Genomic DNA, 21,222 nt, shown 5'->3' on the forward strand with positions numbered 1-21,222 from the left:
AGCTTTAGAGGGCGCCATACGTTCATATTCACTAAAAGACCACTTACTGATGGACTTATTTAAAGATATGGTTTTAACATTCGTAAAATCATTTAGCAAGTATCTGTATTGAGATAAATATAAACTTTTAGACAGATTTAGATTAATTTTGGAATTAGGAAACAGCTTAGCAACCATTCGAGTTAACTTTAGCGCTTTATTGCTATTTAGGTCGTTAAGGTAGGCTTGTTGGCTATTAAAGAGAACCGGCAACTTAATAATGCTTTTTTTGAAATAACCGTACCAGGCAATCCCTTTAACTTTTTTGTTGTATGCCGAATATAACTTGTAATACACTTCGTTTTTGCCTTTAACGGGCTTCACGAATGCCTTGGAAACCAGCCAGACAGTGTTAGGATAGTTTTTTAAATTATGGATCCGTTTGGTTTGGGTATTATTCCAAATATAAGCTTTCTGACTTTTGGTGCTTGAATAATACGGAATCGGCCCTGTAAATGTGGAGCCATCAAAAGAATAGTTGCTTGGAATGGTGTTGGCGGATACCGAGCCAACACTTGCTAGACTAAGAAAAATAGCCCCTACCAGTAACAGAAACGACAAACTCTTTTTTAGCATATTAAATACCTCCACTACATGCATTATAACAAAAAAGGATACTTACTTTAAAAGATGTGAGTAAAAAAAATATGGTCAATAACTTAAGAGAAAACGTGTTATAATGCCTCTATGAAAAAAAGAATCTCTGCTGGAACAGGACGTCCTATATAGAACCGCTTAAGACGGTGACAAAACTTAACAAACGTTAAATAATCGCTAGCTCTGCCAAGCTAAGGCGATTATTTTTTTGCTGACTTTTAATCAGCTCAACAACTAGGCCAATTAGGTTGATAATCAAAAGACCAACACCAATTGCTAGTTGCGGTGCGTCCGAAACGGACACTAGGCTACATTAGTTACGTAAATCATCAAGAAGTTCATACTGGAACTTGTTTGAAGATGCTAAGGCTGACTGTTTGAAATGTCTAATTAACTTTTTTTAAAGTTGTAGGGTCAATGGAACATCCATACGAAACGGAATAAGCTTTGTATGGATGTTCCATTGGCCCTACTAATAAAAGCCGTCTGCTCGATTTGACGCTTATAGTTTATCGTCAATCGGGACGTTAAAGCCGACCACTTCCGGACGACTCACCGCCCAAACACCGCCACTTTTCCGCCAAACGTTGACGAAACGCCTTTAATTGCAAAGTTTTCGTTACTTTGGACATCAATCGTTCCGGATATTCAAGATTAGCCGATTGAGGATATGTTTGATCACGTATTTTTACCGCTAAAGCATACCCAGGCTCAACGACTTACCAGCTTGGTATCAGCAAACTCCACTGGAAAAGCACCATTTGCAATTGCACGTGCGGACGGTGCCCTATCATCAACACCAACCGCTAGTCGGACAGATGGTGGGAAACAACGGTTAATGTTCATGACCAGTAACGCTACTAATGACACAGGCAGCTATCAACTATCTGCTTACAATGTAGATACAATTAATGCAAAACTGCATGAATCTGCGTCTGGTACAGTTTCATGTGCTAATCTTACAAGCAATCTAGTTAGTGCCTACGTTCCAAAAGCGGGAGCTTTGGAAGTTCCTAACAAGTCGTGGCAGGGATTAGAGTTTGCAGATGATAATTCAGTATATATTTCTGGTGGCCGAACAGGAATGATACCTAAAATTATGAAAGGTAATTGGCGATTTACTAAAAAGCAAACGGTTAGTTTATCTGATGTTGATGACATTTCAGACGTTGAAACTGAAGGAATCCAACTCAAAGGAAGCAAAATTTATGTTGGTCTTGAATTTCATAACGGTAATGCCGATCCACATCGCGTTTATTCAATTAGTAAATCTAGTTTTAACTTTTAGCGAATCCAAAAGAATTAATGAGACAAGTCCTTAAAGTGAATCAGGCTCCGTCAAAATTCGTGTGAATTTTGACGGAGCCTGATTTTTGGGTGATAAAAACAAGGTAGCTGATACTATACCACTAATCCACTGTTTATTCTGGAATTCCGATAGTAAAGCCAGGGGCCTCATCAGTGATCAATCGATGCGGGTTACTGTAGTAATAAATGCCAATTTGATATTGGTCTAACGCAGTCCGTTTTGTTTGATCATAGCCACTTTTGTCCAAGGCAGACTTAATTAATTTAAATCTCGCATTGTCAGAGATATTTCGCTTATAGAAGCGCTTATTAAAGTATTTTTGCGCAGTTGGAAATTCAAGAACATCTTTATATCCATTAACTGTTGGGTCATTAAAGTCCCAAGCACTGGCACCCCCAGCGGCTTTAGTAAGCTGGATTGATAGCTGAGTATTGGGAAATAATTTCAAAACTTTGCGGGTCAATTTTTGTGATGGTGATTTTTGAATGTAGTTTAAATATTCCTTGTCAGTATTGAAGTAACGGAAGTTAATATTATTAAGCTGTTGATAGTTGGGATTAACACCAGGGGTTAGGGACCCATGCCAAACAATTCCCTGTAATTTACTGCCTTCATTGCCATTGGGGGTAATTCCTTGAACATAGTAATAAACTGATTTTTTAGAATTATGCGATAGAATGACACTTTGATCATAATATCGCCAACTGTAATTTTTATAATGTTTCAAATTAGCCTTAACTTTTGTGTGATTACTGTTCCACAAATAGATATTTTTAGACTTACTTATTAAATGATAAGCGCTGTTTGGATTATTACCAACAATCTTTTTGACAACTGTATATCCTGAATCAGCGTTAGTGCTAATCATAGTTGTAGCAAATCCAATGATCATGCTCGGAATTAATAACATCAAGAATTTTATTTGTTTTTTTATGTCGACCATTTTCTTATTCATTATTAAATCCCCTTCCAATAATCATATTATCTAATAGTCACGAGTCGTTTGGAAAGTTATTAACTGTTATGGAGTTAATGGAATATTTGGACGAAACAGTAGCGGTAGAAAAACGAACACCCAGCACCCATACTCATCGGAAAAAATTTGGGCATCATTATTATAAACGAACGCACGATATCGAAACATTGATGAAAATTTTTAATTATTCATCTCAGAAAATCACCAAACACTATATTGGTGTTACTGACGATGAAATCAACCAATTGCAAAATAATTTTAGGCTAGGGTAGCAATAACCTTTTACAAGCTAATAGTCTTGGAAAGCATAGGTGGAACTTCCTACACCTACATACATAATATCGTCTTCCATAAAAACTAATGAGTTAACTGTATTATTGAGAGTCTATCGCTACGGTAGAGTGTTTTTGTGCTTTAATAATGGTAGAATATTCGATTGTGCAGTTAGTTAGGTTGGAACAATCTTTCCAAAGTGAGGAGATAGATAAAATGAAAGGGAAACCGCTCTTACGGCAGGCGTTTAAGACTTTTTTTAAAAACTGGGGCGCCTATACGATACTGGTCATCGTTATCAATTTTTTGATGTTGGGAATCGTTGTACCTCTGACGACTTTTTCGACCAGCCTGATTTTAAGATTGAACGGTGTCCCATATCTCTCGTATACCAACGTCGTTTGGTTGCTAACCAAGCGACCGGCAGCGGTAGGTGAATTATTGGTTCTGCTTATCATCATTTTGGCGTTGATTTTTTGGCAGTTTGCGTTTTTGATGTTTGGTATTCAAAATATTGCTGAAAGGCAAAATCAACGACTGCCACGAGTGGCATTGACGGCTTTAAAAAATTTAGGCCATCTTCGAGCAGGAAGCTTTCTATTCTTTTTAGGCTATTTTATTCTGGTCTTACCGCTTTCGGATATTTACCTGAACTCCCCATTATTATCAAAAGTTCAACTGCCGGCCTTTATTTTTGAAACGATTGATCAGAGCTGGTGGCTGATGGGATTGGTTGCATTATTTTATCTACTGCTATTTTATCTGGGCATTCGATTAATTCAAGTGTTGCCGTTAATGATTCTGAATCGGCAGCCCGGATTTGCCGCAGCCAAAAAGAGCTGGCAGATGACCCGTCATAATGGATGGCGTTATCTTTGGCGAATGATGGTATTAGGTGCAGTCAGTTTCTTAACGACGACGTTACTTTCGGGATTACTTTATTTGGCTCAACTTTATTTTGATCAAAAATCCAACCTGGTTGCCTTTAGCGGTGCTGTTATTAACATGGGCCTTCTATCGATTTGGCAATACATTATTGGCGCCTTTAGTTTGGTTGTCTTCATGTTGGTACTGATTTTTAATTTGGATGACCGTGGGATAAATCAATCAATGGGAACCGTAGCCAGTCGACCAACGCGCCATCGTTATCGCCGCCGAATCTTTGCGGCCATATTGGTCTTGCTTTTTCTGAGCCTTCAAATGACGTTTAATGCCATTTATTTACAGGGTGCATTATTAACGCGACCACTGACCATCTCCCATCGGGGCGTTGATAATGGTAACGGCGTACAGAATACCATTCCCGCTTTAAACAAAACCAGCCGGGAAAAGCCTGATTATGTCGAAATGGATATCCACGAGACAAAGGACCATCAATTTGTGTTGATGCATGACGAAAATCTGAAAAAATTGGCGGGTGTTAATAAAGCGCCCCATCAATTGACACTTAAACAGCTGACAAAATTAAAGGTGTATGAAAATGGCCATACGGCGCACATTGCCAGTTTCGACCGGTATTTGACGGCTGCCGAACATGATCATCAAAAATTGTTGGTTGAAATTAAAACAACCAAGTACGATAGTGCCAATATGCTGGCGTTATTTATCAAACGGTATGAAAACCGGCTGCTGCGTGACCATGATCGGATTCACTCACTTGATTATCATGTAATTACCGGCTTAAAGAAGCGCGCACCAAAGTTATTTGTCAGTTACATTTTGCCGTTTAATTTTTCATTTCCTGAAACCAAAGCAAATGCCTATACTATGGAAGAGACAACGTTGAATCAGGACTTTGTGAACGAGGCCCACGCCCGAAAACAACAGGTTTTTGCTTGGACAGTCGATGATGACGATGATATGACCCGAATGATGTTTCTAAATGTTGATGGGATTATTACTGATGATCTTCATGAACTACAGGTTAATATTGAAACAACGTTTGATCATCCAAGCTATGCGCAGCGCTTATTGATTTATTCGAATGAACTGCAGGATGCGAGTGATAGTGCCGGTATGCCTCAAAATTAACGAATTGATATTGGTGGATATATTGAATTAAAAAAGCCGATCGGAAAAGTTGTTTACTTCCGACCGGCTCTTTTAGTAGTAATTCTTGAAGATAATCAAAACTAAAATCAAGAATGTGCTGATTTATAAGATTTTATTTTTAAAATGACTGATTAGTTTTTAACCAGTTGCTCAATCACTTTGTCCAGGGCATCAACGTCACTAGCCAGCTTGGCATCGACAGCTTCCTGATTCTTATCGACAACTTCCAAATAGAACTTCACTTTTGGTTCGGTCCCGGAAGGTCGAACAGCCAGCCAGGTCTCATCATCCAGCCAATACTTAAGAACGTTTGATTTCGGCAGGTCAATTGGCTTTTGTTGACCATCTCTATCAGTTAGGGTAGAGCTAGCGTAGTCGGCATGGCTGATAACTTTATGACCGTTGAATTCGGTTAGTGGGTTGTCGCGAAGTTCAGACATGATGTGAGCCATCTTGTCCTTACCGTCAAGACCGTCAAATTCCTTGGCGATAGTCTTTTCAGCGTAATATCCGTACTTCTTGAACATTTCCTGAACACCGTCATATAAGGTCTTACCCTGACTCTTGTAATAAGCAGCAACTTCAGCCAATAACAAAACGGTCTGAATGGCATCTTTGTCGCGAACAAATGGCTTGATCAGGTAACCAAAGCTTTCTTCAAACCCAAACAGAAAAGTATGGTCATGCTTGGTCTCGTAATGATGAATGGCTTCGGCAATAAATTTGAAGCCGGTTAAAACGTTATTGGTTGTGACACCATAGTCCGCTGCGATTTTAACGGCTAAATCCGTTGAAACAATTGATTTGACAATTGTGCCATTATCTGGCAATGAACCCGCCTTTTTCTTGGCAGATAGGATATAATTGAGTAATACACTGGCAATTTGATTACCACTTAATAATTGATAACTGCCATCGGGTTGTCGAACAGCTGCCCCCAATCGATCAGCATCCGGATCGCTGGCAATCAAGACGTCAGCGGAAACCTTTTTACCCAGCTTTCTGGCTAAATCAAATGCTTGTGGGAATTCAGGGTTTGGAAATGGGGTTGTCGGGAATTCGGGATCGGCAATTGTTTGTTCGGGAACAACGACATAGTTGCTAAAACCAGCTTCTTCAAGTGCCCGCCGTGCGATGACTTTACCGGTTCCATGAAGTGGTGAATAAACAAACTTCATGTCCTTACCGACAGTGTTGATCAAGTTGTGATCAATGTTGACTGTTTTAACATTGTCGAGGTAATCGATATCAACATCTTCACCAATCAGGTTCATGATTTTGGCTTCGCGTAATGCCTGTTCCGGTTTAACGTGAATGGCAAACAGGTCGCTGTTTTTTCTAATATAAGAAGTGATTAAATCAGATTCCTTAGGCGGCATTTGACCACCATCTTCACCATAGATCTTAAAGCCGTTATACTGTTTAGGATTATGGCTTGCGGTAATCATGATACCGGCATAGGTGTGTAAGTGACGAACTGCAAATGACAATTCCGGTGTTGGCCGAATATCATCAAACACGAAAGTTGGAATATCGTGGTATCCCAATACTTTAGCAGATTCATGAGCAAATTCTTTTGAATGATAACGGGAGTCAAAACTAATCGCAACGCCGCGCTTTCTGGTGGCTTCATCCAGCGTGTCCATAAACGAAGCGAGTCCTTCAGCGGCTTGACGGACCGTATAGATGTTCATTCGATTTGTTCCGGCACCCATGATGCCCCGCATGCCGGCAGTTCCAAATGAAAGGAATGTGCCGAATGCATCTTCTTGTTTATCGGGGGCGTTTTTTAATTGTCTTAGATCAAGTACAATGTTTTCTGGTAAGTTTGGTTGTTTAGACCATTCTTGATAAGCGTGTTCAATATTGTCATTCACGAGATGGACCTCCCTTTATTAGTTCAGCTTCATTATAGAAATTTACGAGCTTCTCGTCAACATGTTTACTAGCCAGAAACACTAATATGTCGCAACATCCTTGACTTATCAAGTAAAACAAAATATATTTATTTTAGTAAACTAACTAAAGATCATTTATAAGTAAAATTTTTAGAAATTAGAGGTGGATTATTTTTGGCGACAATTAAAGATATTGCTAAAAAAGCAGGCGTGTCGATTACGACCGTTTCGCGGGTTTTAAATTATGATAAGACACTCTCGGTGAGTGACACGACAAGAAAGAAAATATTCAGGGTCGCTGAAGATCTGGCCTATACTAAAAAGAAAAAGGCCGGCAATATAAAAGATAATATTGCAATTGTTCAATGGTATACCGAGCAACAGGAATTAGATGATTTGTATTATCTATCTATTAGATTGGGGGCTGAGAAGCGGGCCGAGCGGCTTCATTATAAAGTTCATCGTTTTTTTGCCAACGACTCATTATCAAAAATCAAAGATGTAAAAGCGATTGTTGCCATTGGTAAATTTAGTGATGCTCAAATTAAGGTGATATTAAAAGTAACTGCCAATGTCATATTTGTGGATTTTGATACCTTAGCCAAGGGCTATGATTGTGTTGTGACCGATTTTGATAATTCGACTGAATCAGTTTTGACATATTTTATTGAGAGTGGTTTAAAGCGAATAGGTATGCTATCCGGAGTGGAATATTCGAGCGATCACAAATTAAAAATTGTTGATCCGCGATTCGATGTTTTTAAAGATTATTTGGAAAATCAATCACTTTACGACCCGGCTAATGTGTTTGTTGGTGATTTTACCATGCAGTCGGCGTTTGATTTGGTGAACAATGCATTGAAAACCAATCGCAAGGATTTCCCCAATGCACTGTATGTTGCCAACGATGCAATGGCGGTCGGCGCATTAAAGGCGTTTCATGAAAATAAGGTGAACGTTCCAGAAGATGTCAGTGTTGTTAGTTTTAACGACACGGCAGTTGCCAAATATGTCATTCCTTCGTTAAGTTCCGTAAAAGTTGATACAGGGAAAATGGGGGAAGTGGCCGTTTCACTTGTTGATACGATTGAGGATGACGATGATGATCATCATACACCTCAAAAAGTGATTGTTGGAAACCGACTCATCAAACGAGAATCAAGCTTGTAACCATAACACGTTTTGAAATGATTGTTCAATTTATTTCAAGGCGCGTTTTTTGTTGTTATATCGGCACTTAGGCTACATCTATCATTGACTTATTGATTATTACAATTATAATTTATATATGTATGACTATCACTAATTTTTGCCGGCGTTGCACATAGCACGACGACGCATCTGCAATTTAACCTGCGCGATGGTGATGAATTTGTTATAGATTGCGTTATGGTTTTTACATATAATAGAAAACTCTTTACCAATGATACCGTTGGGGGAATCGCTTACGGTTATCATGGAATATGAATATATGGGAAGATAAGGAGAAAAACATGAATAAGTTCTTCAAAAAATACATCGGTGTCATCATCGCTTGGGTAGTTGTTGCAATTGCAGCTATTTTTATGATGCCCAACTCATTTAATTTAGTAGCCAGTCATGGTCAGACAAGCCTGCCTAAATCTGCCCAAAGTCAAGTGGCAAACACACTCAAGAATAATTGGGGGCCTAAGCTTAGTCACACACGACAGGTTTTGGTTGTTTTTAGTAACGGCAAGGCAAAATTAAATGATATTCAACGAAATCAAATTAATACAACGTTAACAACGCTTGAGAATAAGAAAGACCAATTTGATATTAAGAACATTGTTAAGCCAAGCGTTGATTCGGCCGCGGCCGTTAGCCAGCCGGCAAATGCCCAAAGTACGGCGGCTGCTCCGAGTTCTTCGCAAAGTAGTGCAGCCTCATCCGGATCAGACGCAATGTTAAACAATGATCCGTCGGTTTCAGCGGAGTTGAACTCCAAAGACGGTACCACAATGATCGCACAGTTAAATGTCGGTAAACGGGATTCTGTGCGTCAGATGGATACCAAGTTGAAGGCGGCTGTTCGTACTGCAAGCGTTAAAACGTACATAACCAGCCCCGACAGTCTCATCAATGATACTCAGCACGCGACTGAAGCAGGGCTGGGGAAAACTGAAATAATTGCAATTGTCATTATTCTACTTGTATTAATTCTCTTGTTCCGATCCTTGCTTATTCCGCTTGTTTCCCTGATTTCAACTGGTGTCGCGTATATTATTTCACTCGCAATTGTTCTGAATTTGGTTTCTCGTTACCACTTCCCGTTTTCAAACTTTACTCAGATTTCAATGCTCATCTTGTTGCTGGGCCTTGGGACCGACTTCAGTATCTTATTAATTAATGAGTTTAAAAAGCAGCTTCGTGCAGGAAAAGACCAGTTGGAAGCAACACTGGCTGCTCGAAGAAGCGCTGGCAAAACGATTTTGATTTCAAGCTTAACGCTGATTGTTCTTTTCAGCTTACTGGGGTTTGCCAACTATTCGTTGTATGAATCCTTGGTAGGTGTGGCAATTGGCATCTTGGTTTTATTACTTGTTTTAATGTCGTTCACACCCTTCTTCCTATTCTTCATGGGAGAAACTATCTTTTGGCCGTCTTCTAACTTGGAAGCCCACAACTACAGTCGTTCATGGGGCTTTCTTTCAACAAAGTCGGCCGCTCATCCATTAATTGCATTGATCATTGCATTAATTGTGGCAACGCCATTTGTTTTTCTAAACCAGAAGCATTTAAATCATAATGATGCAGCTGAAATTACTCAGAAATACCCATCCAAAAAGGGTTACCAAATCGTGAATCAACACTACGCCAACGGAATGAATGCGCCGGTGTCAATCTATATCAAATCTGATCACAGCTTACGTGATCAAACCGATTTACAACAGATTGAAACAATCACCAGGCAACTCAGGGATCAAAAAGGTATTCACAGCGTAAATTCGGCTACGGAACCTCATGGTCAACCATTGAAGCAACTCTATGTTAATCAGCAGTTAAATACGTTGACCGGAGATAATGATGCTGTTTCAAGTGGGATGAGTGATACGTCCAAGAAGCTGAAGAGTACGTCGATTCAAACTGATGGCTTGGATTCAGTCACTGGCGATGCTCAATCAATTACGTCAATGGTTTCAACTATTCAAAATGAGTTCAATAATAGTGGGGTTTTTGCGACACCTGCTCAAATGGTTGATGAGCTTCAACAGAAGCTAAGAAGTGAACACAGAAGGCGGTTAACGAGCATGCAGCGGACTGTTGTGACCGAGGCATTAAGTCGGGCGCTTAATGATCAACAGCAACAGACGCAAATGAACAGTGCGTTATCCGGTATCGGTCTTAAAACCGACTCCATTAATTCAAGCACCAATTCATTTAAATCTGAACTTCAGAACGTCCAGAATCAGGTTCGTGGATATGCTTCAACCTTGGATAATCTCAATAACTCGTTAACTAATTCAAATAACTTCTTAAAAGCCTTGGCTAAATCATCGGTTGGAAACACCATTTATATTCCGGATAACGTGATTAATGCGGACTACTTTAAGACATTAATCGGGGAATATTTGTCCACTAACGAAAAAACAACCCGACTTGATGTTGTCTTGAATGCGACGCCAGGATCAAAGAAATCAATTGAACTGGTTCAGGATTTAGAGAATCAGGTTAATTATGATTTGAGAGGCACTCAACTGAAGGGTGCTACAGTTGCAGTCGGTGGTTACAACTCAATGGTTGTCGATAACCAACAGGCAGCCCGTACCAGCTTTAAACGAGTTGCTATCCTGTTGAGTATAGCCGCTGCGTTAATCTTGATGATTGTTGCAGGCTCGATTCTGCAACCAGTTTATTTGGTTGGATCGCTGGGAATAACCTATCTGATGTCACTTGGATTTACAAAATGGTTTAGTGCTCAATTCTTGGGACAGAAGTGGTTGACAGCAAACATGCCATTCCTAACGTTCTTGATGTTACTGGCATTTGGCGTTGATTATAGTATTTACCTTTTAATGAAATACAAGCAGACGGATGGAAAAGGTAAATCTGCGGAACGAATGATTAATGCATCGATTTTAATTGGAACGGTGGTTATTTTTGCCATTGTTGTGATTGGTGTCATCTTTGCTTCATTGATGTCATCAGGTGTATTGACGTTAATTCAGGTTGCCATTGCCGTTATTTTCGGATTAATTATCTTTGGTATTGTTGTACCATCAATTATGCCTGGGTTGATGAGATTAACCTATGAAGGATTTAATTTTAAACAACTTAGATTTAGGCATCGACGGACCGATTCCAAAAGTGAAAAATAAGGTAACTTCAAAATAAAAAACGTGGATTAGAAAGCATCGATGCTTTCTAATCCACATTTTTATTTTATTTCTAGTGGTTATGAAGTTGCTTGGCCCGTTTAAAGTAAATGGTTCTAACCTAATAGATAAGTCACCCCAGTTGCTTCATTTCCAATAAAGCAAGCCATTTCAGGATTAGTTGGAATCTTTGAAATCGGAACGAAAGGAAATTCTTTACTTAACATTTGGTAAAGGAAGTTTGCCCGATCAGGATTACCGGAATGAAGGATAGATAGTTGAACGATCGGTTCGTGATGCATGATGGTTAATTGATCATGCCAAAATTGATTAACAAGTTCATTTTGTCGGCTTCGTGTGACAAATGAAAAATCATTATTTTTAAACTCAATTACGTAAGAGACGTTTAATCTTTTTTCAATTGTTCCTCTGATTTTTCCGATGACACGTCTGTTAACCAGTTGAGAATTATTAGGTGCAGAAAAGAAGATTTTTGTTTTATCACGCACCTGTTCCATTGATGCTAAAACATCAATCATACGTTGACCCTTGACGATGGCCTCTGCGGCGGTCATGACTTGATATGCTAATCCTGCTGCTGTTACTCTACTGTTAATGACGGTGACCTGACTTGTGGATTTTGCGGCAGCTGATTTAGCATTCTTATAGGTATTTGAAAGGGTGTCACTTAAGTGAATTGAGAGTATTTGACTACCATCGGCACCAAGTTCATCATAAGTATGCGTTAAGGCTTCAACACTAATTTCACCGATTATCGGTGCTCTTCCATCATCATCAAACATTTGCATGAATTTTTCACTACTGATTTTGTTAACATAACCAAAAACTTTTCCGTTAATGAGGATAGGGGAGTTCATGACTGTGATATGATAGTGATTGATATCATTGGGAGATAAGTGAGCTGCTGAATCAGTCACAATTTTGATGTTATGCATAAGATCACCTCTTTGTATGATACAATTTATTCTTTATAACTTTAAGATACCATTATTAACCGATTTTGATAAATAATTTGATTGGAAGGATGGGTTTGATGAAGGGCAAGTATGAGGTTAATCAATATATTGGTGCACCACTGGAAACGGATGACTCTGGTCATTATAAAATAAAATACGATGAAAATGGTCATTTCAAACTCCATAGTTGGCGAACGGGTAAACATACCAAAGGAAAGTTTAAAAAACTCGGTCAGATTTTTATGACTGAAAATAATATGATGGTTGTGATTGTAAAGGCTATTCCTGTAGCTTTTAAAGACCGGCATACATTTACACCATTACAGCGGTTTACTACTGAGTTCGTTTCAGACAGTGTTTTAAATGAAGCTCAAAGTGAACTTAAAGATACAAAAACAGCTTGACACCATATGTGCCGAGCTGTTTTTGTTAGAAAAGCGTCAAGAATTACTTTTTGAGTAACTTTTCAGCTTCTGCTTTTAGATCATCGGAAGACATGTCCATGTATTTTTCCATGTCTTTACCAGTCTTCATGGTATCGTGATCGTTGTTCTCCATGTAATAATCCCATAAAGCATCTCGTACTGGAAGTTTACTATCGCTCCAGTCGAAAGCCTCACTCATTTTTTTGTTAAGTAATGGGGATTCTGCACCTGGTTCTTCTTCAATATCTTCTGCCATAGATAACTACCTCCTTATTTGTATCTATACCCATTATAGTTCAAATTTGAAATTTGGCACAAAAATTGTTTCAATAAATCACGTTTTATGATAATGGCTTTACTTTTACGATCCAGTTAACTTGTGGATTGGGTTCATTCAGTGTATCGATGTTTTTTCCGATATCGGCATTTTGTTCAATGACGGTTCCGGCAATGGGAGATTTTAATGTTTCGACTGATTTGTCGCCCTCAATATCTAAAAGATCGTCATCAACTTGAATGTCCTTGAGTTGGGTTGGAAAGTCAGCAAATGTAATCTTGCCCATTAGTTGATAAACTGACTCGTCAATTCCCAACAAATAATTGCCATCACTTTGCTTGGCATACCAAATACCATCTTTTACCTGTACATCAGACAAGGTTGGTTGCTTTTTGCCGGTAAAAAAGTTTTTAATTCGCATCCAGAATGAAATTTTAGCCATAATGACACCGCCTCGATATTATTTATCTTAATTATAACGTAAAATAATTGCCGTTACTTAGCTTATCTTAACAAAAATAAATCCTTGATATAACAAGGATTTAGCTTCATCAATTTATTGATTTTGGATAGCTTTGTACTGCGTGGCAATTTCTTTGCCACATTTTGCCACACGGCTACAATTCGTTCAACATTTTTTGAGCCTGTTCGTTTTCCTTAGTTTCAGCCGCTTTGAGAAAATGAATATAAACGTTTTGGGTCGTTCCAATACTCTTATGTCCTAAACGTTTGGATACATACTGAACTGAAATTCCTTTAGCAATTAAATAACTGGCATGTGAATGTCGTAACCCATGAAAACTAATTTCTCGAGACAAGTTCTTTCGACAAATTTTCTTCAAATCATTATTTACCATACTATTATATAGTGGTCGATGAAAGGGAGTATAGAAAACTAAATTCATTGGATTTTTAAAGCCGACTTTTAACATGTGATGGTCGCTAATCAGCTTCCATTTTTGCAACATGGTTAATAACGTAAGGTCGATGGAAAGCGTTCGGATGGAAGAAGAATTCTTAGTTTTCTCAAAGGTGCGACTTTGCATGCCAATAGTTTTATTAATAGTAATGGTTTTCTCTCTGAAATTTACACAATCCCAAGTCATACCAGCAACTTCGGCAAAACGGGCACCTGTTAAGAGAGAAAACAAGATCGCCATTTTACTAACATCGGTAAGCTCTTGTATGTTTGCCACACAATAATCAGTTAGTTTTTTAATATCGTCAACTTCTAAATATTTACTAGAAAGTGGTGCACTGGCTTTTCCAGAGATTTCCACATCGTCAGTAAAGTTATAAGGGATCTGACGCATTTGGAGTGCTTTACGAACACAAGCACGGATAATAGTGTTAACTTGTCGCAGCGAAGAAACTGAGTAGCGTTTTCCTAACTGATTGAAGAATTGTTGATAGTCTGTGAAGGTAATTTCTTTTAAAGGCATATTCAAAGAACTATTTGCCAAAACGTGTTTAGTAAAAGCATAAATTTGAACAGTATTATCTGCTAGTCCTTTTGGACTTTTAAATGTTTGGTACCATTTATTGAAAAAATCTGGAAGAAAAGTTTCAGAATAGGCGAGAACGTTACCTTTATTTCGACGGTTTTCGACTTCGGTTGCCCAAGTTTGCGCTAATTTACGGGTTCGAAAGCCACCTTGATTAATTCGTCTATACTCACCATTTTCCTTATAAGAGACCCGAGCAATCCAATTTCCGTTAGCTCGTTTATAGATACTGGCCATGCTCCATTCCTCCAGACTTTTTTAATTTAGTAATCAACAATTTTTCGAGATTTATAGTGTTTCTTCCTATTATATAGTAAAACGTTTTATTAATCGAAATAGAATTAATAATCTAGCTTTATTTTAAAATTAAACAAGCAAGAATGCTACTTGTTCAAAGAACTTAACCCGCTTTTTAGTTATTAATCGCAATATTTTCTTAGGAAATTCTGTAATATTTAATTTCTTTAAAAGTTAGAAAGTAAAGTTAAGTTTTTTGTAAAGGATTGCTTAAATACTCATGTTTCGGGATTTTATACAGTATGCCATAATTTATGGAAGTGTGACAAAAATATTAATAGTAAATGACGTTTGAACTCAAATATTGTTATTTGCAGTCTTTATGTTATACTTATAACTGATTGATAGGTCGATTGCTTTCAATCAGGTACTTATCAAAATATTTTTTATTAATTGGAGGAAAAATCTATAATGAAATCATCTTTAAAGAAATCATTATTTGCAGGTTTAGCAGCTTTAAGTTTTGTTGCTGTTGCAGGCACTGCTAACGCACAAAGTGCTTCTGCAAAAACTTATGCTAAGGTTACATCAAACAAAGCCTTAACTTCTGACGCTACTACTCGTAACGTTACTTTTACTGGTACAAGTGCTCTTTATACCAAAGCAGGTACTTTAAAGGGTGCTAAGGTTGTTGCTACTACAACTACTGCTAAAAAATTAGCTGCTTCAAATCAAGGTCAAGACAACTTACGTGCTTATCGTGTTGCTACTACTAATCGTGGTTCAGTTTACTACAAGGTTGTATCATTTGATAAGCAATATCGTGGCTGGATTTATGGTGGTAAGAGTGCCTCAACGTTTGATGGTGGTGTAGCTTCATATGCTACTACTAAGGATGCATCTGTTCCATCAACTCTTTCAACAACTGGCTATTACAAATTAGCTAAGGCTGGCACTGCAAATGATGGTACTGCAACTACTTACAAAGCACCAGCTTGGACTCAATATCGAGTTGGTCGTACTGTAACCGATGGTACTCCATATGCTAATGATCTTTTACAAGTAACCAAGGCTGCTACACGTTCACGTGAAGGCGATACTTGGGTATATGTAAACGATGTAACTAATGCTAAATTCAGTGGCTGGGTTCTTGCTTCTGCTTTGAAATCAACTAATGATGTTCCTGCAACAGATGGTGTAACAAGTAATTTTGTTGATGCTAATACTGCTCAGTCTGTTGGTAAAAAGGTTGTTAAGTATGTTCCATCAAGTGATACTTCTAGTGTCATGACTATTGGTGATTCGTTGGTAAGTTCTACTGATATTCCTGCAGGATATTCAAAGGGAATTGGTTTCCTTCCAACTACTACTTCAGCAACTAAGGGCTCAACTGTTGTATACTATGTTACTAAGAATGGTCAAAAATCAGTAAAAGTTCAAGCTTCACAAGTCCTTGAAAATGGTTCAACTAAAGTAATTAACTTTGACGGCTCTGCTTTAAGTCAATGGAATGCTGCGCAAGCTAAATTTAATGCAGATACTTCTGTTACAGGGACGGAAGGCCAAACACTTAGCAAGAGCGCTTTAGTTACTGCCTTAAATAATGCAGGCTTTAGTAAAATTACTGATGATAATGGTAACACTTACACCTTGAATACTACTACTCTTGGTGATGTCAAGTTTGGAGATACTATCATCTTGACTTATACTGAATCACAAAATTAGTAAGCAAATTTATATTTGAATTATTGAAAAGCACACTTAGTAATAAGTGTGCTTTTTTGATATAATATTTTTACTTAATATACAATTTTCGTCATTTCTAATATGTTTAGACTTATATATTACTGAATATTTTAGAACTTTTTATTCTGAAAATCATAATCAATTTACTCGCATATGACATTGTCCTTATCAATTTAGGATAGTAATTCCGTTGATAAAAAATTGACTGTAAATAAGAGATGATTGATCATGAGGTTTTCTCTTAATCTAGATAATTTTGTTAACATAGAGTTAAGAATAATAAATGAGGAAATTCAATTACGTATAATCGCATTTTCTCTTTAAGCTTAATATTAAAACTAATAACTAGTGGTAGTTCAACAATAGGTTCTTAGCCTGCTCCTCAATTTATTTACTAAATATTTTGCTGTGGTTGACCTGATTCAGCATTTTAGTAATCGTTGCAATGATTTATAAATATAGGTTTGACGCTGATCGTAAAGTAGCCCTAAAGCACTAGAATCGGTTTTTATTTGTGCTTTTAGACTATTATATTGATTCTCGTAAGCTTCAGTACTTCCCTCAGTTTGCTGCGCCTGTTGCAGAGCGATTTGATAGTCTGATGAAGTAGTATCATCATTTTCTAGAGCATTAACAAACGGCTCCATTGATTGCACTTGTTGGTTTAATGGTTTTATTTGATTTTTAATAGCTTCTATTTTGGCATTGATTTGTTTTATTTTAGCGTCATAATTGATTTCCTTAACAACAATTTTAAGATTAATTTTTTGGGATTTATAACCTTTTTTGGTGGCCAAAAGTTGATATTTATTTTTAAAGTTAAGTGGCTTAGTGACCTTCATAGAAAAATTACCATTACTTTTTTTCTTAGCAATAGTTTTTTGTCCTTCATAAAGCGTTATATTCGTTCCTTTGGTCGTTTTACCAGTAATAGTCTTGGCTTGATTATTAATAGGATTAATCTTAATAGTTAGCTTGTGTGAAGAAGCATTTACTGATGATAAAAACATAAATGGCAGTGCCAAGCCTAAAACAAGATTAAACTTTTTCATAATGAATTCCCCCTAAATATTAAAAGAGTACATTAACTACATAAAAAATTAATTGAATACTATACTGGCGGACGGTGTTTACCATGACGAAATACATAGTCTAAAGAAACCGTTCCTGCCAAGTATCTTTGATAACGCATTGAGAAAGTGGATTGAGCAATTCCCAAGTACTGACTGGCTTCATGCTGATTACGAAATATTTTGTCCTTGTAGTGAATGGGAACACTTTTAGTTTTCCTCATTTTTAACATGTAAGGAGTAGATGCAAATACATCTTCCACAGTATATTTACCCTCATGATAAAATCTGAGTCGTTTAGTGAAGGTATTTTGATTAATTCCCAAATACTTAGCTGCTTCTTGCTTACTGGCAAATTTTTTCCCGTGATAACTGGGAAGTTCGTAAATTGTATATTTGGATGGGTGAAATAGTTCGTCTAAAGATAATTCGCCCAATTCATACTTTTTGAATCGACGATTAAACGAAACTAAGGTAATGCCAATAAATTTAGCAGCCTCTGGATGATTTTTAAAAACCTTGCCATGATAAGTAATCGGATTAGTTAAATGAAAATTTTCCGGAGAGAATAATTCTTCTAAGGAAATTTTATGAGCCTGATACTTCTGATACCTTTTAGCAAATCCTGCTTTGGTAATTCCGATATAATCGGCAGTTTTTTGATAACTTGTAAATGTTATTCCCTGATATGTAATGGGCTTCATTCATCATCTACTCCTTTCATCATAATCCTAAAATTATTACGCAAGTACTTAAAAAAATAATTGCAATGCCAATAAATATGGCAAACAGTTTATATGGATCTTTGAAGGAAAATTTTTGATTTTGTTTAAAGATAATAACACCAATAAGCATTGTTGAAAAGCCAATTGTGATTAATATTTTTTTCATTGTAAACACCTGTGCTAACCAGCGACTATAAAGAGAATCGTTAAGATAATACATATTGAAAGCATCAACCACCAATTATCACGCCAGAAATTATCAAGACCCATAATGACCTCCTATTATCCAATAAGATACTTTAATAGTAACTCGGCTAATTTAGCCATTACTCGATTATTTCGCTTCAACATTCCCTTATATTTATTTAATTTATTTTGACTCAAAGGGGCCCCTTCTGAGACTGACTTTTTTAAAACCTGAATTAGTTCCTTCAATAAAGGTTGGTCGCTTTGACTGACAAATGGAATTAATTCTTCCAGTTCCTTAAGGGAGGCCGTTTTAACGGTCAAAATGTTAATCCAACTACTAGGACGTTTATAACGATTACGATCCTCATCAGTTTCAAATGACAATTTATAACTATAATTAATTCTTTCAACGTTAGTAATATAAAATTTAACATTTTTATAATTTATAAATACGTCACCACTTGAAAACTGAAGCTCCCCATGATGATAAGTTGACACAGTATAAAAAGATCGATTCTCATAATCAGGGTAAGCGATGACACTTCCAAGGAAAACTCCCCTTCTAAAAACTTGGTATCTGTTTGATGATTGTGCGTGCTTATCCATAGACATACTCCCATTATAATTATTTTTATTAATAAGGTTTAAAAATATGATCAGTTTATAAAATCGATTGGTGATCCGTACTGATGAACTAAATCATAATAGCTGTCCGGTTGATGCCCATTTTCTTCTATATACAGCAATCCCATTAAAGCGGTTGAAAATTGATTGGCTTGGGATTCATAACGACCATAGGACCAAATGCCTGAATGATATCCTGTTAAGTCAGCATGCATAATGATATGTCCTAATTCATGTCCAAGCGTGTAATATCGCTGGGGTGATTCTCGGATAGATTCATTCAGGATAACTATCGGATCGTGATGGTCATAGCTGGTATCTCCAAATGGATGAGTCCCAAGCGGCATATAAAAATATTCAACATTTAGTTTATCAGCAATTGTAAAAGGATCAGCGGTTTCGTAACGGGAAACAACGGTTTTTACAGTATCTCTTGCTAAATTACTGATGCTTATGTCGTCTCCAGAAGATAGTTTCCATGGCCACTCGTAGTTGCTGTTTTTCTTCATCGGTTAACTTGTCACCCCCATAAGTCATTGAATCCCAATTTTCACTAAGATAATGTTTGAGATCGTTTTTATCTTTTTCAGTTGCCCAGCTAGGGGCTTTGCCGTCCTGGGAAACAGTATTACCAAGTAAATAATCAGTGGAAACACCAAAAATTTCTGATAATTTATTAAGTTCATCAGCGGAAACTTTGCGTGTTCCATTTTTTATTTTACTAAAAGCGGTTCTATCGATCCCCATTTTTTTAGCAATATCCGCCTGAGAAAATTGGGATCTATCTTGTAAATAAGCAATTCTTTCAGCCAATGATTGTTCAAGGTGTGAAGCCATTTTATTGCCTCCTTCAGTGCGCTTTGCGCAACACCATTTTAACATAATTGCGAAAAGAGAAATATTTTTGTGCGAAATAGGCATTCTTATATTGACGTTGCGAATAACGAACTATATACTATACATATAAAGTTGCTCATATCGCACAAGCGAAGAAGGTGATCCATTGTATAAGCGGGCTATAGACAAAAGAATGATTGACACTAACTATATCAAACAGCTGCGTATAGAAAACCATTATTCACAAATAGAATTATCGAGAATATTAGGATTCAAGACAGCAGAGAAGTACTCAAGAAGAGAAAATGGAATATATAATTTTAAAGCTCAAGAGATATTTTTACTAGCAAAATTCTATGGAATCCCCATGGAAAAATTTTTTACTCGTAAATGTGCGAATAGCGAACAGATTGCTGCCAAATCAAATTAATGAGGTTTAGCTTTATGAATTAAAAAACGCTCAAGGTTACTACAAGCAACTTTGAGCGTAGTGAAAGTGTATCAATTTAAGATTCCTAAATATCTACCACTTGCCAAAGAAATTGAGTAAAACGAGCTTCGTCTACAAGATCAACCAGATCCTTTTGACCATAAAATGCCAAGCTAGATATTGTCTGATCAGCAAGTACGATTGGTCTCTGAATGGTACTTGGAAGCTTAGCATCAAGCTCCGCCAACTTTTTAGAGGTTAATTCAGAATTGGAATTTAAGAGGATAACTGAAAAATCAGTAGTTGACGTTTTAAAATTAGCTACATTTATTTTCATAAGCTTTCACCTCGATTAGTTGAGATGACACCGTCATCTCATTTAAGTAATGACAGTAAAATGATCTAGCAATATTTTTTCCAGTAGGCGAATCCTTTATCGGTAAAAGGAATTAAACTAACACACTTGAAATCTGAATTTGGATTTTGAGAAAGAGCTTTAATGTTAATCATATTGTCAGCCGAAAGTTCCCTAAGAGCCGAAAAAACATCCGCTTTATCGAATCCCTTAGCTATTAGCATTGGGAGGATACATCTTGCACAATCATAAGAATCATATCCATTCATGTGTAATTCCACCAGTTGATCTAGAACGACTTTTTCCGTATTCATATTTTTCTCCATTATTTTGTACCTCATACTCAT

At 37.1% G+C, this 21,222-nt stretch carries 23 protein-coding genes; 8 read left to right on the top strand and 15 right to left on the bottom strand.

Annotated features, from left to right (window positions below; genetic code table 11):
- Nucleotides 1-615: D-alanyl-D-alanine carboxypeptidase (locus tag HMPREF0519_RS07650; protein ID WP_233419328.1), on the bottom strand; the 615-nt coding region annotated here is incomplete at its 3' end.
- Between the two features lie 187 nt (nt 616-802).
- Nucleotides 803-940 carry a putative holin-like toxin gene (locus HMPREF0519_RS14725; RefSeq protein ID WP_003635236.1) on the bottom strand — a complete coding sequence of 46 codons (138 nt, stop codon included), beginning with the start codon at nt 938-940 and terminating at the stop codon, nt 803-805.
- Between the two features lie 366 nt (nt 941-1,306).
- Between HMPREF0519_RS14725 and HMPREF0519_RS07655 the strand changes: the two genes are divergently transcribed.
- Nucleotides 1,307-1,924 carry a helveticin J family class III bacteriocin gene (locus HMPREF0519_RS07655; RefSeq protein ID WP_003635239.1) on the top strand — a complete coding sequence of 206 codons (618 nt, stop codon included), beginning with the start codon at nt 1,307-1,309 and terminating at the stop codon, nt 1,922-1,924.
- A 133-nt stretch (nt 1,925-2,057) separates the two neighbouring features.
- On the opposite strand, the gene HMPREF0519_RS07660 is transcribed toward HMPREF0519_RS07655, so the two are convergent.
- Nucleotides 2,058-2,900 (bottom strand): hypothetical protein, encoded by an 843-nt coding sequence (locus HMPREF0519_RS07660; protein WP_003635240.1) that lies wholly within the window; start codon nt 2,898-2,900, stop codon nt 2,058-2,060.
- Between the two features lie 77 nt (nt 2,901-2,977).
- On the opposite strand from HMPREF0519_RS07660, the gene HMPREF0519_RS07665 reads away from it, so the two are divergent.
- Nucleotides 2,978-3,193, top strand: coding sequence for a site-specific integrase (locus HMPREF0519_RS07665; protein WP_404803327.1), 216 nt, complete (start codon nt 2,978-2,980; stop codon nt 3,191-3,193).
- A gap of 217 nt (nt 3,194-3,410) precedes the next feature.
- Complete coding sequence (locus HMPREF0519_RS07670; protein WP_040472762.1) at nt 3,411-5,225, top strand: glycerophosphoryl diester phosphodiesterase membrane domain-containing protein; 1,815 nt, start codon at nt 3,411-3,413, stop codon at nt 5,223-5,225.
- Nucleotides 5,226-5,377: 152 nt separating this feature from the next.
- On the opposite strand, the gene HMPREF0519_RS07675 is transcribed toward HMPREF0519_RS07670, so the two are convergent.
- A complete protein-coding gene (locus HMPREF0519_RS07675; protein WP_003635245.1) occupies nt 5,378-7,123 on the bottom strand; it encodes a phospho-sugar mutase in 1,746 nt (581 codons plus the stop codon).
- A gap of 195 nt (nt 7,124-7,318) precedes the next feature.
- On the opposite strand from HMPREF0519_RS07675, the gene HMPREF0519_RS07680 reads away from it, so the two are divergent.
- Both HMPREF0519_RS07680 and HMPREF0519_RS07685 read left to right on the top strand, forming a co-directional pair.
- A complete protein-coding gene (locus HMPREF0519_RS07680; RefSeq protein ID WP_003635247.1) occupies nt 7,319-8,314 on the top strand; it encodes a LacI family DNA-binding transcriptional regulator in 996 nt (331 codons plus the stop codon).
- Between the two features lie 323 nt (nt 8,315-8,637).
- A complete protein-coding gene (locus HMPREF0519_RS07685) occupies nt 8,638-11,481 on the top strand; it encodes an MMPL family transporter (protein WP_225429022.1) in 2,844 nt (947 codons plus the stop codon).
- Between the two features lie 113 nt (nt 11,482-11,594).
- Here HMPREF0519_RS07685 and HMPREF0519_RS07690 read toward each other — a convergent pair whose 3' ends face one another.
- Complete coding sequence (locus HMPREF0519_RS07690; RefSeq protein ID WP_003558674.1) at nt 11,595-12,434, bottom strand: DegV family protein; 840 nt, start codon at nt 12,432-12,434, stop codon at nt 11,595-11,597.
- A 98-nt stretch (nt 12,435-12,532) separates the two neighbouring features.
- On the opposite strand from HMPREF0519_RS07690, the gene HMPREF0519_RS07695 reads away from it, so the two are divergent.
- Nucleotides 12,533-12,859: a DUF7671 family protein gene (locus HMPREF0519_RS07695; RefSeq protein ID WP_375711425.1), complete on the top strand. Its 327-nt coding sequence runs from the start codon at nt 12,533-12,535 to the stop codon at nt 12,857-12,859.
- Nucleotides 12,860-12,902: 43 nt separating this feature from the next.
- On the opposite strand, the gene HMPREF0519_RS07700 is transcribed toward HMPREF0519_RS07695, so the two are convergent.
- The 3 genes from HMPREF0519_RS07700 to HMPREF0519_RS07710 all read right to left on the bottom strand — a co-directional run bounded on the left by HMPREF0519_RS07700 (nt 12,903) and on the right by HMPREF0519_RS07710 (nt 14,899).
- Nucleotides 12,903-13,136 carry a P8 family protein gene (locus HMPREF0519_RS07700; RefSeq protein WP_003558678.1) on the bottom strand — a complete coding sequence of 78 codons (234 nt, stop codon included), beginning with the start codon at nt 13,134-13,136 and terminating at the stop codon, nt 12,903-12,905.
- An 85-nt stretch (nt 13,137-13,221) separates the two neighbouring features.
- The gene (locus HMPREF0519_RS07705) at nt 13,222-13,599 is read right to left on the bottom strand and encodes a glycine cleavage system H family protein (RefSeq protein WP_003558680.1); all 378 of its coding nucleotides are present in this window, start codon (nt 13,597-13,599) and stop codon (nt 13,222-13,224) included.
- Between the two features lie 175 nt (nt 13,600-13,774).
- Nucleotides 13,775-14,899, bottom strand: a complete 1,125-nt coding sequence (locus HMPREF0519_RS07710; protein WP_003635253.1) for a site-specific integrase — start codon at nt 14,897-14,899, stop codon at nt 13,775-13,777.
- A 471-nt stretch (nt 14,900-15,370) separates the two neighbouring features.
- Here HMPREF0519_RS07710 and HMPREF0519_RS14670 point away from each other — a divergent pair, with 471 nt between their 5' ends.
- Nucleotides 15,371-16,624 (top strand): hypothetical protein, encoded by a 1,254-nt coding sequence (locus HMPREF0519_RS14670; protein WP_003635254.1) that lies wholly within the window; start codon nt 15,371-15,373, stop codon nt 16,622-16,624.
- A 443-nt stretch (nt 16,625-17,067) separates the two neighbouring features.
- On the opposite strand, the gene HMPREF0519_RS07720 is transcribed toward HMPREF0519_RS14670, so the two are convergent.
- From HMPREF0519_RS07720 to HMPREF0519_RS07745, 5 genes are all read right to left on the bottom strand, one after another.
- The gene (locus HMPREF0519_RS07720; RefSeq protein WP_003635257.1) at nt 17,068-17,697 is read right to left on the bottom strand and encodes a hypothetical protein; all 630 of its coding nucleotides are present in this window, start codon (nt 17,695-17,697) and stop codon (nt 17,068-17,070) included.
- A gap of 59 nt (nt 17,698-17,756) precedes the next feature.
- Entirely contained in the window at nt 17,757-18,419 is a 663-nt protein-coding gene (locus tag HMPREF0519_RS07725) for an NUMOD1 domain-containing DNA-binding protein (RefSeq protein WP_003635259.1), read from the bottom strand.
- A 303-nt stretch (nt 18,420-18,722) separates the two neighbouring features.
- Nucleotides 18,723-19,235, bottom strand: a complete 513-nt coding sequence (locus HMPREF0519_RS07735; protein ID WP_003635260.1) for a hypothetical protein — start codon at nt 19,233-19,235, stop codon at nt 18,723-18,725.
- Between the two features lie 50 nt (nt 19,236-19,285).
- Nucleotides 19,286-19,762 carry an ImmA/IrrE family metallo-endopeptidase gene (locus HMPREF0519_RS07740; protein WP_003635262.1) on the bottom strand — a complete coding sequence of 159 codons (477 nt, stop codon included), beginning with the start codon at nt 19,760-19,762 and terminating at the stop codon, nt 19,286-19,288.
- Complete coding sequence (locus HMPREF0519_RS07745) at nt 19,695-20,090, bottom strand: helix-turn-helix domain-containing protein (RefSeq protein ID WP_040472763.1); 396 nt, start codon at nt 20,088-20,090, stop codon at nt 19,695-19,697. Before HMPREF0519_RS07745 ends, HMPREF0519_RS07740 begins: the two co-directional genes overlap by 68 nt.
- 166 nt (nt 20,091-20,256) lie before the next feature.
- On the opposite strand from HMPREF0519_RS07745, the gene HMPREF0519_RS07750 reads away from it, so the two are divergent.
- Nucleotides 20,257-20,520 carry a helix-turn-helix transcriptional regulator gene (locus HMPREF0519_RS07750; protein ID WP_225429017.1) on the top strand — a complete coding sequence of 88 codons (264 nt, stop codon included), beginning with the start codon at nt 20,257-20,259 and terminating at the stop codon, nt 20,518-20,520.
- Between the two features lie 85 nt (nt 20,521-20,605).
- Here HMPREF0519_RS07750 and HMPREF0519_RS07755 read toward each other — a convergent pair whose 3' ends face one another.
- The gene (locus tag HMPREF0519_RS07755) at nt 20,606-20,857 is read right to left on the bottom strand and encodes a hypothetical protein (RefSeq protein ID WP_003635267.1); all 252 of its coding nucleotides are present in this window, start codon (nt 20,855-20,857) and stop codon (nt 20,606-20,608) included.
- Nucleotides 20,858-20,922: 65 nt separating this feature from the next.
- Nucleotides 20,923-21,201 (bottom strand): hypothetical protein, encoded by a 279-nt coding sequence (locus tag HMPREF0519_RS07760; protein WP_225429015.1) that lies wholly within the window; start codon nt 21,199-21,201, stop codon nt 20,923-20,925.
- Between the last annotated feature and the right edge of the window lie 21 nt (nt 21,202-21,222).

Source organism: Lentilactobacillus hilgardii DSM 20176 = ATCC 8290 (assembly GCF_000159315.1).
GTDB classification, from domain to species: Bacteria; Bacillota; Bacilli; order Lactobacillales; family Lactobacillaceae; genus Lentilactobacillus; species Lentilactobacillus hilgardii.